The following is a 15,029-nucleotide window of genomic DNA, read 5'->3' as shown; positions in this document are numbered from 1 at the left end:
TTAAAGAATATATGTACCCTGACGGAACCCGGTTCAAGAGGCCAAAATGACACCTTTCCGAGACATCGCCCCCGCCGAGCAGGCACGCCTGCGCGAAGCCTACGCCGAGGAGATGGCGCGGCAAACCAATACCTGTTCGATGGACGAGAAAATCGCGCGGTTCAATGCATGGCTTGCGCCGCAGGGCATCTCGTTTTCCGAAGACGACCTGCGGCGCAAGAGGCGCTGATCATTCCGCCGCTTCGATGTAGCTTTCGGGCGGCGGGCAGAGGCAGATCAGGTTGCGGTCGCCATAGGCATTGTCCACCCGCCCGACCGGCGGCCAGTATTTGTCCACCCGGAACGCGCCGGGCGGGAAACAGCCCTGTTCGCGCGGATAGGGACGATCCCACTCCGCAACCAGATCGTTGACCGTATGCGGCGCGTGTTTCAGCGGGTTGTTGTCCTGCGGCAGCTCCCCGCTTTCGATCTGTGCGATCTCGTGACGGATCGACAGCATCGCCTCACAGAAGCGGTCAAGCTCGGCCTTGGTCTCGCTCTCCGTCGGCTCAATCATCAGCGTCCCCGGCACCGGGAAAGACATGGTCGGCGCGTGAAACCCGCTGTCGATCAGGCGCTTGGCGATGTCGTCCACCGTGACACCCGTGGTTTTCTCAAACCCACGCGGATCGACGATGCACTCATGCGCCACACGCCCCTGTTTGCCCTTGTAGAGCACCGGGAAAGCCGCATCGAGCCGCGCGGCGATATAATTGGCGTTGAGGATCGCCACTTTCGTCGCCTGCGTGATCCCCTGCCCGCCCATCAGCATACAGTAAGCCCAGGAGATCGGCAGGATGGACGCAGAACCGAACTGCGCCCCCGACACCGGCCCCATATCGCCCGAGCCATCCGGCGCGCCCGGCAGGAAACGGGCAAGGTGCGCCTTGACCCCGATCGGCCCCATGCCGGGACCACCGCCACCGTGCGGGATGCAGAAGGTCTTGTGCAAATTGAGATGCGACACGTCGGAACCGATCTCACCCGGTTTCGCGAGCCCCACCAAAGCGTTGAGGTTCGCGCCGTCGAGATAGACCTGACCGCCATATTCATGCGTGATCCGGCACACATCCTTCACCGTCTCCTCGAACACGCCGTGAGTCGAAGGATAGGTGATCATACAGGCGGCGAGTTTGTCCCCCGCCGCTGCGGCCTTGGCACGGAAATCATCGAGATCAATGTCGCCATTCTCGGCGGTTTTCACCACAATGACCTTAAGACCGACCATCTGCGCAGAGGCCGGGTTGGTGCCATGCGCGGACATCGGGATGAGGCAGATGTTGCGCCCGCCCTGCCCGTTGGCGCGGTGATAGGCCTGAATGGTCAACAGCCCGGCATATTCCCCCTGCGCCCCGGAATTCGGCTGCATCGACATGGCGTCATAACCGGTGATCTCGCACAGCTTCGCGGAGAGATCGTCGATCATGGTGCGATAGCCCTCGGACTGGTCCTCCGGCGCGTAGGGGTGGATGGCGTTGAACTCCGGCCATGTGATCGGCATCATCTCGACGGCCGCGTTCAGCTTCATCGTGCAGGAGCCGAGCGGGATCATCGCGCGGTCCAGCGCCAGATCGCGGTCGGCCAGACGGCGCATATAGCGCATCATCTCGCCCTCGGCCCGGTTCATACCAAAGATCGGATGTTCCAGATAGGCGGAGGCCCGCACAAGGCTCTCCGGGAAACCGAGACCGGGGAAGCCCTTGGGCACCGCCGCCTCATGCCCGAAGGCGCGCCAGACCTTGGCGATCACCTCGTCATCGGCCATTTCGTCCATGGAAATCCCGATCCGGTCCTTGCCCACCTTGCGCAAGTTCAACCCCTCGGCCACAGCGGAGCGCAAGATCACACCCTGCATCGCGCCGACCTCGACCGTAATCGTGTCATAGAAGGCTGCGGGGGCGACTTTGAAACCCTCGGCCTTGAGCCCTTCGGCCAGTTTCACCGCCTTGGCATGGATCTGTTCGCCAATGGCGCGCAGCCCTGCAGGACCGTGGAAGACAGCATAAAAAGACGCCATGACGGCAAGCAAAGCCTGCGCCGTACAGACGTTCGACGTGGCTTTCTCGCGGCGGATGTGTTGTTCGCGGGTCTGGAGCGACAAGCGATAGGCGCGGTTGCCACTCGCATCGACGGAAACGCCGACGATCCGCCCCGGCATGGAGCGTTTCATCTCGTCTTTGCAGGACATGAACGCGGCGTGCGGGCCGCCAAAGCCCATAGGCACGCCGAACCGCTGTGCAGAGCCGACGGCAATATCGGCATCCATCGCGCCCGGCTCTTTGAGCATGGTCAGCGCCATGAGATCGGTCGCCATCACCGCCACGGCTTTCGCCTCATGCAGCGCAGCGATCTGGTCGGTGAAATCCGTGACATCGCCATAGGTGCCCGGATATTGGAAGATCGCGCCAAAGACCTTGGACGGATCAAGGCTTGCCGGATCGGCCACGACCACCTCGATCCCGAGCGGCGCAGCGCGGGTTTTCATCACTTCGATGTTCTGCGGATGACAGCTTTTATCGACAAAAAAGCGCGTCATTTTTGATTTCGACACGCGCTGCGCCATAGTCATCGCTTCGGCGCAGGCGGTGGCTTCATCGAGCAGCGAGGCGTTGGCGACCGGCAAGCCGGTGAGATCCGACACCATGGTCTGGAAGTTCAGCAAAGCCTCCAGACGCCCCTGCGCAATCTCCGGCTGGTAGGGCGTATAGGCCGTATACCACGCCGGATTTTCCAAGATATTGCGCTGGATCGCGGGCGGCGTGGCCGTCCCGTAAAACCCCTGCCCGATGAGCGAGGTCATCACGAGGTTCTTCTTGGCCACCTTGCGGATATGGCCCAGAACCTCATGCTCGGTCATCGGCGCCCAATCGAGCGGGCCCATCTGGCGGATCGCCATCGGCACGGTCTCGTCGATCAACGCATCGAGCGAGCGCGCGCCGATCACCTTCAGCATCTCTTCCATCTCCGCAGGAGACGGGCCGATGTGACGGCGGTTGGCGAAATCATAGGGGTTGTAGGTCGACGGGGTATAGGCCACGATACGCGTTCCTCAGCCGATAAAGTCTTTGTATTCCGCTTCCGACATAAAATCGTCGAGCGCGGACATGTCCTCGATCTTCATCTTGAAGAACCACGCATCGCCCATCGGGTCCTCGCCGACCTTGCCCGGATCGTCCGCGAGCGGCGAGTTCACTTCGACGATCTCGCCGTCCAGCGGCGCCAGGATGTCGGAGGCGGCTTTCACGCTTTCGATCACCACAACCTCGTCGTCCTTCGACACGGTGGTGCCCTCTTCCGGCAATTCGACGAACACCACATCGCCCAGTTGCTCGGCGGCATGTTCAGTGATGCCGACAACGATCAGATCGTCCTCGACGCGGAGCCATTCGTGTTCTTCGGTGAATTTGATATCAGCGGCCATAGTTTGGTCCCTTAAGTGATCAACGTTTGTAAGTAGAGGTGCGGAACGGCATCGGCGCAACCGTCACGGGCAGACGTTTGCCGCGCAGTTCGGCGAAAACTTCCGTGCCGTCCATGGAATAGGCAGCAGGCAGGTAGCCCATGGCAACGGGGCGCTCGACCGAGGGACCAAACCCGCCGGAGGTGATCACCCCGATCTGGTCCGCACTGTCAGCAGAGGCAAACAGCGGCGTGCCCTCGCGCATCGGCGCGCGGCCCTGCGGCAAAAGCCCGACACGCTTGCGCGCAGCACCCTTGTCCAGCTCATTCAGGATACGCGCCGCACCGGGGAAACCGCCCGCCCGCGCGCCACCAGAGCGGCGCACCTTCTGCATCGCCCATGCAATATTGCCCTCCACAGGAGAGGTGATGGTGTCGATGTCATGACCGTAAAGGCAGAGCCCCGCCTCAAGCCGCAAACTGTCGCGCGCGCCAAGCCCGATGAGCTCGACCTCCTCCATCGCCACGAGTTTCTCGGCCACGCTCACGGCCATCTCCGCCGGGATCGAAATCTCAAACCCGTCTTCGCCGGTATATCCCGAGCGCGAAATCCACCATTCGACGGCATCGACGGTGATCCGCACGCTGTCCATGAATTTCAGCTCCGTCACCTGCGGCACCAGACGCGCCAAAGCCGCCTCTGCCGCCGGGCCTTGCAGCGCCAAAAGCGCGCGGTCGGTGATTTCCGTGACCGTCACGTGATCCGGTAGGCTGGCATTGAGATGTGCGAGGTCTTCCGCCTTGCAGGCCGCATTGACCACAAGGAAAAGCCCGTCCCCCGTGTTCGAAATCATCAGATCGTCGAGAATGCCGCCAGTCTCATTGGTGAAAATCCCATAGCGTTGCCGCGCCGGTTTAAGCCCCAGAACATCAACAGGAACAATGCTTTCCAGCGCCAGAGCCAGCGCTTCGAACCCTTCGGGCGAGGTGAGCATCACCTGTCCCATATGCGACACATCGAACAGCCCGGCGGCCGCGCGCGTGTGCAGATGTTCCTTCATCACGCCCAGCGGATATTGCACCGGCATCTCATAGCCGGCGAAAGGCACCATTTTAGCACCCCGAGCCACATGAAACTCATATAGCGGCGTGCGGTTCAGATCAGTCGTCAGATCGGTCATAGCGTCCCTTTGCATCTCGCCGACGCACCTCGGCATCGTGACACAGGTCTCCCCGCGGATGCCCCCTCTGTCTTGGTGCCTGAGATCGTTATCCCTTCGGCGGAGGCAAAATACCCCTCTCTCCAGAGTGTTGACCGCGCGAAGGTCCGTTTACCTGAGAGTTTCCCGGGGCGGTTGCTCCTTCGGTAGGGGTTCACCCCTTCTCCCGACGCACGATGTTGTGGCGACGTTATGCGAGCCGCGGATTCGGGGCAAGCGGGAAAGTTTCCGATCGGAAACAGAAGATGAAAAAACCGCCGCGCGGGCGACCCGGCGGCGGTTTTGTGTTTGTTTTCGAACAGAAACGCTTAAAGCGTCGGCTTTTTCTGCATCAACGGCAGAACGTTGGACATGTCCGGCCCATGTTCCATGCCGGTGACAGCCTTGCGCAGCGGCATGAACAGGCCCTTGCCCTTGCGCCCCGTCGCCTCTTTCACCGCCGTCGTCCAGTCTTTCCAGCTCTCGGCCGAATAGGGCGGCTCCGGCAACATTTCGAACGCCTGAGCGATGAAGTCTTTGTCCTCGTCGGCAATCATCGGCGTCGCACCATCGCGGAACAGCTCCCACCACCCGGCCATATCGGCTTTCACGGTGATGTTCTCGCGCACGACGGTCCAGAACGGTTCGGCGATCTCGGCGGGGACGCCAAGGGCGGCCACATCTTCGGCCACCTCCGCGAAGGGTTTCGCGTGGTTGATCTGGGAGGTCAGGGCAAAGAGGTCCTGACTGTCGAACTTGGTCGGTGCCGCGCCGAATTGCGACAGATCGAAGCCTTCGATCAGCTCTTCCATCGAGGTCCGAAGCTCGACCGGCTGCGACGACCCAAGCCGCGCCATCAGCGACAAAAGCGCCATCGGCTCAACGCCTTGTTCGCGCAGATCGCGCAAGCTGAGCGTCCCCAGACGTTTCGACAAGGCCTCGCCATGCGGGCCGGTCAAAAGCGAGTGGTGCGCAAAGGACGGCACGGTGCCGCCAAGTGCTTCGATGATCTGGATCTGCGTCGCCGTATTGGTGACGTGGTCCGCCCCGCGCACGATGTTGGTCACACCGAAGTCGATGTCATCGCAGACAGAGGCGAGCGTATAGAGGAACTGACCATCGGCACGGATCAGCACCGGGTCAGACACGGACGCGGCATCGATGGAGATCGGCCCCAAGATGCCGTCTTCCCAGTCGATCCGCTTCTGATCCAGCTTGAACCGCCACACCCCATCGCCACGCTCGGCGCGCAGCGCGTCTTTTTCCGCATCCGAGAGCGCCAAAGCGGCACGGTCATAGACCGGCGGCTTGCCCATGTTGAGCTGCTTCTTGCGCTTCAGCTCCAGTTCCGTCGGCGTCTCGAACGCCTCGTAGAACCGGCCCTTGTCGCGCAACTCCTGCGCCGCTTCCTCGTAACGGTCCAGACGCTCGGACTGCTTTTCGAACCGATCCCAGGTAAAGCCCAGCCATTCGAGATCTTCGAGCACGCCATCGGCATATTCCTGCGTCGAGCGCACCTGATCCGTATCGTCGAGACGCAGGATGAACTGCCCCCCGGCCTTCCGCGTCAGCAGATAGTTGAACAGCGCCGAGCGCAGGTTCCCGATATGGATAAAGCCCGTGGGAGAGGGCGCGAAACGTGTGACGATCATTTTCTGTCTCCTGTTGCGCTCCCTCTTTCATATCACGCCTCAAGAGTCCATATCGGGTGCAGTCTGACACAGGAAATCACGGAAATTCGAATGGAGACCGCCGCGATGACATCCCCCTTGCTCGACGCCACCGCGCCCGATCTCGATCTGATCGAGGACATTGCGCGGGCGACCATGGCCGATCTGCCCCCGGCGTTCAAAGTGCTCGCTTCGAATGTGACGCTGACCGTGATGGATTTCGCGCCCGAGGATCTTCTGGCCGAGATCGGCATCGAGGACGCATTTGAGCTGACCGGGCTTTATACCGGCATCCCGATGACCGAGAAATCAACGATGGATCAGCCGATGTCGCCGGACACGATCTGGCTATTCCGCCGCCCGATCCTCGATGAATGGTGCGCGCGAGGCAATGTGACCCTGTCGCAGATGGTGGCTCATGTCACCGTGCATGAGCTGGCGCATCATTTCGGCTGGTCGGACGAGGACATCGCCACCATCGACAAATGGTGGGAATACGACTGACACGCGTCACCTGACGCAAATGTCATTCGCGCGCTCCCGGTCTGTGCTACTCTTTCCGAAATCAATTCCAAAACCCGGAGGACGCACAAATGAAGACTTCTCACCTGACCAGCCCTCAGCTGTCCCGCCGCCACCTCTTGCTCGGCGCCGCTAGCCTGCCCGTCGCGGCCACCCTGCCCTTTGCAGCCCGTGCCGAAGCACCGATGATGGGGGCAGGTTTTGCCCCCTACCGCCGCTTCAAACTCGGCGCGTTCGAAGTGACCACGCTTCTCGCAGGCACCCGCACCGTCCCCGATCCGCATACGATTTTCGGCCTCAACGCCACAAACGAAGAATTTGACGCCGCCTCCGAGGCGAATTTCATCCCGCCAGAAGCCGCGCAATTCTTTTTCACGCCGACGCTCGTGAACACCGGCTCAGACCTGATCCTGTTCGACACCGGTCTTGCGCCGGACGGCATCGTCGCGGCGTTGGCCGCCGCCGGTTACACGCCCGATCAGGTCGACCGCGTGGTGATCACCCATATGCATGGCGACCACATCGGCGGGATTTATGCCGAGGCCCCGGTCTTCGCCAATGCCGCCTATGCCACCGGCTCCGTGGAAATGGATTACTGGGATATGTCCGGCAATGACGGCTTCGAGGCCAAGATCCGCCCGCTTCAGGACCAGTTCGACCTGCTCGAAGAGGGCTCCGAAGTGGTCTCCGGCATCACCGCCATGGAGGCCTTCGGCCACACCCCCGGTCACATGGCCTTTCATCTCGAAAGCGAAGGCAAACGCCTGATCCTCGGCGCGGATTTCGCCAATCATTACGTCTATTCCCTCGCCCATCCCGACTGGGAGGTGCTCTATGATGCCGACAAGGCGACCGCCGCGCAGACCCGGCGCAAGCTGCTCGACATGATGGCCGCCGACCGCGTGCCCTTCATCGGCTATCACATGCCCTTCCCCGCTCTGGGCTATGTGCGCGCGCAAGACAGCGTTTTCGAATATGTCCCCGCCAGCTATCAAACCATGATCGAGAGCTGATCAAAGCCTGAGCGTTCGGGCCCGGTGTTGCGCAAAAACCAGACGCCGGACCTGAACCATCTGCGTTCCATCGGGGCTGTTAACGCTACCCGGGGTAGGCTAGGGTCGCGAAGCATGTGAATCATGTCCCTGACATAAACCTCGGGTACAGGCTTCGGGCAGATAGAGTACGGTTGGCAAAAATGGTCCAGATTCTGACAATTACACTGAACCCGACGGTGGACCTCTCCACCGCCACGCCCGCCGTCAGCGCCGGTCCAAAACTGCGCTGCACCAACCCGGAGGCCGACCCGGGCGGCGGCGGCATCAACGTCTCCCGCGCGATCAAATTCCTCGGTGGTGAAAGCACCGCCTTCACGGCGGTCGGCGGCGAAACCGGCGCGCATCTCCTGCGGCTTCTGGCCGAGGAACATGTGCGCTTCACCGCCTTTTCCGTCACCGGCGGCGCCACAAGGCAATCCATCGCCGTGACCGAACAGCAGACCGGCAAGCAATATCGCTTCGTCATGCCCGGACCCTACTGGCATCACGAGATGGTGGACGAATCTCTCAACGCCATCGTGCAGGCCGCACCTCTGGGCGGTGTCGTCGTGCTCTCCGGCTCGCAACCGCCGGGCGTGCCTATGGATTACCCCGCGCGCCTGTCGCGGGCGCTTGCGGCCAAGGGTGTCCAGCTTTTCGTCGACACCTCCGGCAAGCCGCTGCATGAGCTGACCAAGAACCCCGCGAACCCCTATGTGCTGCGGATGGACGATGTCGAGGCCGAAGACCTTGCGGGGCGCAAGCTGCCGACCCGCAAGGACACCGCCGATTTCGCCAGTGAACTCGTGGCCCGCGGTGTGGCGGAAAACGTCATCGTCGCCCGGGGCGCCGACGGCTCTACCTTGGTGAACAAAGACGGGCGCTGGCACGCTTCCCGCGCGATTGCCGCCGAAGAGGTGGTCTCGGCGGTCGGCGCGGGCGACAGTTTCGTCGGCGCGTTTTCCTTTGCGTTGACCCGCGGCGACACGATGCAGGAGGCGCTGCGCTTCGGCACCACAGCAGCCTCCTCCGCCGTCATGTCCGCAGGCACCCAGCTTTGCAACAAGGCGCAAGTCGATCAGCTTTTGCCCGACTGCGAGCTGGTCGAACTCTGAACCCGTTACGCCCCCGAAGCCGAGGCCAGAGCCAAGCCGTCGACCACCGCCGTGAAGGCCTCCCCGCGCATCGCGCGCGCGCCGGGCAGCACGGTTTCGCAGGCCTTTTCCACAACATGCATCAACGACGAGCCGCCCACGTACACCACGGCCCCCACCGCCTCCGGTGACAGGGCCGCACGGCTCAACGTCTCCGAAATCGCCTCCTCAAGCTCGGCCCGATACGCGGCAAGATCTTCGGCCAAAGCCTCCGGCGTCAGCCCCGCAGACAAGCCCTTTTCCAACAAAGACAAGTCGATCTCCGCCGCCTTGCCCCCGTTCGCCACGATCTTCGCCGCCTCGACCGCGAAGGCCACGTCATGGCCCAGCTCCGCCTCGATCACCTCGACCAGACGCCCGAGCTTCTCCGGCTCGACCGCGTGCCGTTCGAGATCGCGCACTTTCATCAGGGTCTCGCGGGTGTAGAGAAACGGAATTTTCTGCCAGCTCGCCAGATCGTTGAAAATCTGCGTCGGCATCGGCAAAAGCCCCTCGCCCAGCGTGCGCGTGAGTTGTGATCCCATACCAAGAAGCGGCATGGCATGGGCCAGACTCAGCGCCCGGTCGAAATGCGTGCCACCAAGGCGAATCCCGTGCGAGGAAAGGATCTCGACCTGCCCCTTGTCCTTGCGAAACAGGGTGAAATCCGAGGTGCCGCCGCCAATATCGACCACCAGCCCGATCTCGCCGGGTTTCAGATCCTGCGAAGCCAGCGCCGCAGCCTCCGGCTCGGCCATGAAACGAATACGCTTGAACCCCGCCATCTCATAGGCCTCGCGCAGATCGCGCTCCGCCTGCGCATCGCGCTCCGGGTCTTTCGAGTGGAAATGCACCGGACGGCCGGACACGACGCCCGTGACCGGCTGGCGCAGCTGATCTTCGGTGCGCTGTTTCAGCGTCGCAAGGAATTGCGCAATGACCTCCAAAAGACTCTGGCGTTTGCCGCCAATGGGGCGGGCTTCACGCAGAAGCGGCGTGCCGAGAACGGATTTCAACGCCCGCATATAGCGGCCTTCCTCGCCGTCGATCAGCGCCCTGTTGGCCGCCGAACCGAGCCGCATGTTGCCTTTGGGATCGAAAAACACCGCCGTCGGCAGGGTCTTTTCACCGGGTTCCAGCTCGACAAGCCAAGGCGTGCCGTTGACCGCAAGGCCCAGCGCGGAATTCGATGTGCCAAAGTCGATGCCGACGGTAAGCTCCATGGCGCGCACTCCAGAGGGGAAAGCGCGCTGTCTAACGCTCTCCCCCGTCTTGGGCAAGGGAAATGGCGTCAGCTCGGGTCGCGCCAGCGGCTTGCAATCGGGTAACGACGATCCAACCAGAAAGCACGCGGCGTCAGGCGGGTGCCCGGCGCGGATTGGAAGCGTTTGTACTCGGAAATGTACAGGAGATGCTCCACGCGTTTGACCGTCGCACGATCAAAGCCCGCCTCGACCAGATCGGCCACGCTTTCTTCCCGGTCCACCAACCCCTCAAGGATGGCATCGAGCACCTCATAAGGCGGCAGACTGTCGTCATCGCGCTGATCGGGGCGCAGCTCGGCCGAGGGCGGTTTGTCGATGATCGACACGGGGATGACCTCGCCCTCCGGGCCTTTCATCCAATCGCGGTGATTGGCATTGCGCCAGCGGCATTGCTCGAACACCCGCGTTTTGTAAAGGTCCTTGATCGGGTTATAGCCGCCGTTCATATCGCCGTAGATCGTGCAATAGCCCACGGCCATTTCCGATTTATTGCCGGTGGTCAAAAGCATCGAGCCGAACTTGTTCGACAGCGCCATGAGCAAAAGCCCCCGCAGGCGCGACTGGATGTTTTCCTCGGTCGTATCGAACGGCAGATCGCCAAAAATCGGTGCAAGTGTCTCGGTGATCGCATCGCGCCCCTGCGAGATCGGCACAAAGTCGTAGCGACAGCACAGACGCGTCGCGATGTCCTTCGCGTCGTCCAGAGAGCCTTGCGAGGTGTATTCCGACGGCAGCATGACGCAATGCACGTTCTCCGCCCCCAGCGCATCGGTGGCAATCGTCGCCACAATCGCCGAGTCGATGCCGCCCGAAAGGCCCAGAACCACCTTCTTGAACCCGGTTTTACCCAGATAATCGCGCAGGCTCTCGACCATGGCGCGATAATCCTGCTCCCATTCGTCAGGCTGATGGGTGATCTCGCCCTCGGAAGCGACCCATTTGCCTCCCTCCTTGACGAAATCGACATGGCGCAGACAGGTCTCGAAGGCCGGCAGGATATGCGCCGGTTTGCCATGACGGTTGATCACGAAAGAGCCGCCGTCGAACACCTGATCATCCTGACCGCCGACCATGTTCAAATAGACCAGCGGCACGTCATTCTCGATCACGCGCGACACCATATGGGTCAGACGCGTGTTGAATTTGTTGCGGTAGTACGGCGAGCCGTTGGGCACGATCAGGATCTCCGCCCCGCTCTCGACCTGCGCCTCGGCGACATCTTCGAACCACGCATCCTCGCAGATCGGCGAGCCGATGCGCAGCGGGCCGATGGCATAGGGCCCCTCGAACGGCCCCGAAGCGAACAGGCGTTTCTCGTCGAACACTTTGTAATTCGGCAGGTGATGTTTGCGCAGCACCTGTTTGACGCGGCCCCCGGCCAAAATCCAATAGCCGTTGTAAAGCGCATCGCCGTAGAAATACGGTGCACCGACGCCAATCGCAGGCCCATCCACCGTCAGAGCCGCCAGTTCCTCGGCCTTGGCCATCGCCGTGTTCAACAAAGCAGGCTTCATCACCAGATCCTGCGGCTGATAGCCAATGAGGAACAGCTCCGGGAAAACGATCATATCCGCGCCCGCCGCCTTGGCCTCCGCGTGAGCGGTGCGGACCTGCTCCGCATTGGCGTCGATCGCACCCACGGTCGGGTTGAGCTGGGCAAGGGTAAGGCGGAAAGTCTCGGTCATGGCACTCATGCATCCTGATATTTCACGCCATGGTTTAGCAGAATGACGCCCAAGGGAAAGCCGGTCACGGGAAAAACATTTGAAGCTCGCAAGCCTTGCCCCTAGTCTGGCGCCGACCGAAGCCGCCCACCTAAGCGCAAAGCGCCCAAGGCAGGCACCGGACGGAATTATCTGGGATGGGACAGACTAAAGTGACACGGATGCGCATCACGCTTGCCGCGGCGACCCTGATCGGGCTTTCGCCCCTGATCGCAACACCGCTTCTGGCGCAGGACGACCGAGCGGTAGAAACCCACCAGTTCGAGGAAGGCGGCATTTACGAAGGCACCTTCAAGGACGGGTTGCAGGACGGGGTCGGCACCTACCGGCTGCCGAACGGGTTCGAATACACCGGTGAATGGGTCATGGGCGAAATCAAGGGCCAGGGCATCGCGCGGTTTACCGACGGCTCGGTCTATGAGGGCGCTTTCACCAAGGGCAAACCCGACGGGTTCGGCAAGATCACCTATGCCGATGGCGGCACCTATGAGGGCGACTGGGTCGCGGGCGAGGCCACCGGCTCCGGTGTGGCGGTCTATGCCAATGGCGTAAAATACGAAGGCGGGTTTCTGGCCGCCAAACACCATGGCCAAGGCCGGATGGAAAGCCCGACGGGCTATGTCTATGAGGGTTCCTGGGTCAATGGCGTCAAGGAGGGCAAGGGCAAGATCACCTATCCCGAAGGCGCGAGTTACGACGGCGAAATGGCCCGCGACATGCGCCACGGGCAAGGCATCCTGACCACCGACGAGGGCATGGTGCTCGACTGCAACTGGGTCGACAACCAGTGCAACGGCACAGGCAAGATCACCCAACCCAACGGCGATGTCTACGAAGGCGAGTTGGTGGCCGGGAAGCGTCAGGGCCAAGGCAAGGTGACTTATGCCAATGGCGACGTCTTCGAAGGCACCTTCGACGACGACAAACGCCACGGGCAAGGCACCTTCACCGGTGCGGACGGTTATCTCTACACCGGGCAATGGGTCAACGGCCGGATCGAGGGCGAGGGTCAGGTCACCTATCCCGACGGCTCGGTCTATGTCGGCCAGTTCAAGGACGACCTGTCCCATGGCAAGGGCAAGATCACCTATCCCAACGGTGCCACCTATGAGGGCGACTGGCTCTATGGCGTGCCCGAAGGCGAAGGCGTCGTGCACTATGCCGGCGGGCTGTCCTATGAAGGCGGCTTCAAAAACGCACAAAACCACGGCTTCGGCAAAATGACTTATGCCGATGGCTTCGTCTACGAGGGCGACTGGGTCGAGGGCCAGCGTCAGGGCAAGGGCAAGGGGACCTATCCCGACGGCACGGTCTATGAGGGCGATTACGTCGCGGGCAAGCGTCAGGGCATCGGCACCATCGTCATGGCCACGGGCTTCACCTACACCGGCGAATGGCAGGACGGCGAAATCCAGGGCCGCGGCAAGGCGGTCTACGCCAATGGCGACAGCTACGAAGGCCTGTTCGTCGCGGGCAAGGCCAACGGTCGCGGTACGATCACCTACAAGGACGGCCGCGTGGCCTCCGGCGACTGGGTCGACGGCGCGCTGGTCTCCGAGGATGCCACCCCGGCGGACACCTCGACGGAAGAGACCCCCGCCCCCTCGGAATAACCCCCGCACCACGAAAAACAGAAAAAGGCGGCCCATCCCGGCCGCCTTTTCCTTGTCCAAAACCCTCCCGACGCCGGACCTCGAGGCCATATGTCGGGAGGGGCCGATCCATGTGCGGATGGATCAGGGTTTCAGCTTGTTGACCTTCATGATCTTCATGATCATTTTTTCATAGAACGGTTCGGACACGCCGCGTTTCACCTTGCGCATGAAGTACCATTCGAAGCCGAGTTTCGCCCAGTGCACCCATTTGCCGTGACCGGCCCAGTTGACGTTGCGCGGCGGGTTCTGCGGCATGGCGAGGAAGGCGGCCCCTCCGTCACCGAAGTCGGCCAGACAGAGCGCGTTCCAGGAAGCGAGGTTCTTCGGCTCTTCGCCCTTCATGATCAGCGGAATGTTATGCGCCGTCGCAGTGACCATCGATTCGATCATGAACCCGGTTTTCGGCACGCCGGTCGGGATCACGGTCGGCTCCGTCGGCGCGATGGCGATGCAGACGCCGATGCCGAAGATATTCGGATAGGTCGGGTTGCGCTGGAATTCATCGACGATGACAAACCCGCGCGGGTTCACGAGGCCCTCAACGCCCATCAGCGCCGGAATGCCGCGGAACGCCGGGAGCAGCATGGAATAGGAGAAGGGCAGTTCGTGCTCTTTCACCGGATTGCCATACTGGTCGTGCTCGGTGACGAAAATCTTGCCGTCTTCGAACTTGTTGGTCTTGGCGTTGGTGATCCAGCGGATCGAGCGGTCGCGCATGTAGGATTCGAGCATCCCCTTGGTGTCGCCCACCCCGCCAAGGCCAAGGTGGCCAATATAGGGTTCGGGCGTCACAAAGGTCATCGGCACCTTGTCGCGGATTTTGCGGCGGCGCAGGTCGGTGTCCATGGTCATGGCATATTCATAGGCCGGACCGAAACAGGACGCGCCCTGCACGGCCCCCACGACGATGGGACCGGGATTGGCACAGAAATCGTCCCACATCGCCCCCGACTCGGAGGCGTGCTCGATGGAACAGACAGAATGGGTGTAACCTTCGGGACCGAACCCCTCGATCTCGTCGAAGGCCAGTTCCGGCCCGGTCGCCAACACCAGATAGTCGTAGGTGACCTCGCGACCCGAAGCGAGCGTGATCTTGTTTTCCTTCGGATCGAGCGCCACGGCACCGTCACAGATAAAGTCGATCCCCCGACGCTTCATCACCGGTTCGAGCTCGATGGTCAGCTCGTCTTTCGTGCGCCAGTTGACGCCTGCCCACGGGTTCGAGGGGGTGAACTGGAAATAACTCTTGTTGGAAATGACCGTGATCTTGTCATCCTTGCCCACGGTTTCTTTCAACTCATAGGCCTGAATGGTCCCGCCAAGGCCAGCGCCGAGCACAACGATATGCGCCATAGTCGTATCCCTTCCTTGATGCCTCCGTCTTACCGG

12 protein-coding genes and 1 riboswitch are annotated in these 15,029 nt (G+C 61.8%); of the genes, 5 read left to right on the top strand and 7 right to left on the bottom strand.

The features are described 5' to 3' along the window. Positions 1 to 46 precede the first annotated feature (46 nt). Positions 47 to 229, top strand: a complete 183-nt coding sequence (locus V1475_RS07285; protein ID WP_479412206.1) for a hypothetical protein — start codon at positions 47 to 49, stop codon at positions 227 to 229. On the opposite strand, the gene gcvP is transcribed toward V1475_RS07285, so the two are convergent. The 4 genes from gcvP to gltX form a co-directional block, all read right to left on the bottom strand. Further along, the gene (gene gcvP, locus V1475_RS07280) at positions 230 to 3,076 is read right to left on the bottom strand and encodes an aminomethyl-transferring glycine dehydrogenase (RefSeq protein WP_479412205.1); all 2,847 of its coding nucleotides are present in this window, start codon (positions 3,074 to 3,076) and stop codon (positions 230 to 232) included. It lies immediately after the preceding gene. Between the two features lie 12 nt (positions 3,077 to 3,088). Then, entirely contained in the window at positions 3,089 to 3,448 is a 360-nt protein-coding gene (gcvH, locus tag V1475_RS07275; RefSeq protein WP_479413960.1) for a glycine cleavage system protein GcvH, read from the bottom strand. A gap of 31 nt (positions 3,449 to 3,479) precedes the next feature. After that, a complete protein-coding gene (gene gcvT / locus V1475_RS07270) occupies positions 3,480 to 4,619 on the bottom strand; it encodes a glycine cleavage system aminomethyltransferase GcvT (RefSeq protein ID WP_479412204.1) in 1,140 nt (379 codons plus the stop codon). A 132-nt stretch (positions 4,620 to 4,751) separates the two neighbouring features. Next, positions 4,752 to 4,837: riboswitch (glycine riboswitch) on the bottom strand. A gap of 129 nt (positions 4,838 to 4,966) precedes the next feature. Beyond that, the gene (gene gltX / locus V1475_RS07265; protein WP_479412203.1) at positions 4,967 to 6,289 is read right to left on the bottom strand and encodes a glutamate--tRNA ligase; all 1,323 of its coding nucleotides are present in this window, start codon (positions 6,287 to 6,289) and stop codon (positions 4,967 to 4,969) included. Positions 6,290 to 6,394: 105 nt separating this feature from the next. On the opposite strand from gltX, the gene V1475_RS07260 reads away from it, so the two are divergent. The 3 genes from V1475_RS07260 (at position 6,395) to V1475_RS07250 (ending at position 8,978) form a co-directional block, all read left to right on the top strand. Further along, the gene (locus V1475_RS07260) at positions 6,395 to 6,811 is read left to right on the top strand and encodes a metallopeptidase family protein (protein ID WP_479412202.1); all 417 of its coding nucleotides are present in this window, start codon (positions 6,395 to 6,397) and stop codon (positions 6,809 to 6,811) included. 89 nt (positions 6,812 to 6,900) lie between these two features. Beyond that, the gene (locus V1475_RS07255) at positions 6,901 to 7,842 is read left to right on the top strand and encodes an MBL fold metallo-hydrolase (protein WP_479412201.1); all 942 of its coding nucleotides are present in this window, start codon (positions 6,901 to 6,903) and stop codon (positions 7,840 to 7,842) included. A gap of 182 nt (positions 7,843 to 8,024) precedes the next feature. Beyond that, positions 8,025 to 8,978 carry a 1-phosphofructokinase family hexose kinase gene (locus tag V1475_RS07250; RefSeq protein ID WP_479412200.1) on the top strand — a complete coding sequence of 318 codons (954 nt, stop codon included), beginning with the start codon at positions 8,025 to 8,027 and terminating at the stop codon, positions 8,976 to 8,978. 5 nt (positions 8,979 to 8,983) lie between these two features. Here V1475_RS07250 and V1475_RS07245 read toward each other — a convergent pair whose 3' ends face one another. Together V1475_RS07245 and V1475_RS07240 are read right to left on the bottom strand one after the other, a co-directional pair. Continuing rightward, entirely contained in the window at positions 8,984 to 10,219 is a 1,236-nt protein-coding gene (locus tag V1475_RS07245) for an Hsp70 family protein (protein ID WP_479412199.1), read from the bottom strand. 68 nt (positions 10,220 to 10,287) lie between these two features. Then, on the bottom strand, positions 10,288 to 11,946 hold the full coding sequence (locus V1475_RS07240) for an NAD+ synthase (protein WP_479412198.1): 1,659 nt from the start codon (positions 11,944 to 11,946) through the stop codon (positions 10,288 to 10,290). A 176-nt stretch (positions 11,947 to 12,122) separates the two neighbouring features. On the opposite strand from V1475_RS07240, the gene V1475_RS07235 reads away from it, so the two are divergent. Next, the gene (locus V1475_RS07235; protein ID WP_479412197.1) at positions 12,123 to 13,598 is read left to right on the top strand and encodes an MORN repeat-containing protein; all 1,476 of its coding nucleotides are present in this window, start codon (positions 12,123 to 12,125) and stop codon (positions 13,596 to 13,598) included. A gap of 123 nt (positions 13,599 to 13,721) precedes the next feature. Here V1475_RS07235 and V1475_RS07230 read toward each other — a convergent pair whose 3' ends face one another. Next, entirely contained in the window at positions 13,722 to 14,993 is a 1,272-nt protein-coding gene (locus V1475_RS07230) for an NAD(P)/FAD-dependent oxidoreductase (RefSeq protein ID WP_434289009.1), read from the bottom strand. Positions 14,994 to 15,029: the final 36 nt, after the last annotated feature.

Source organism: Celeribacter sp. SCSIO 80838 (assembly GCF_056498065.1).
This window is presented reverse-complemented; position numbering and strand designations above follow the sequence as displayed.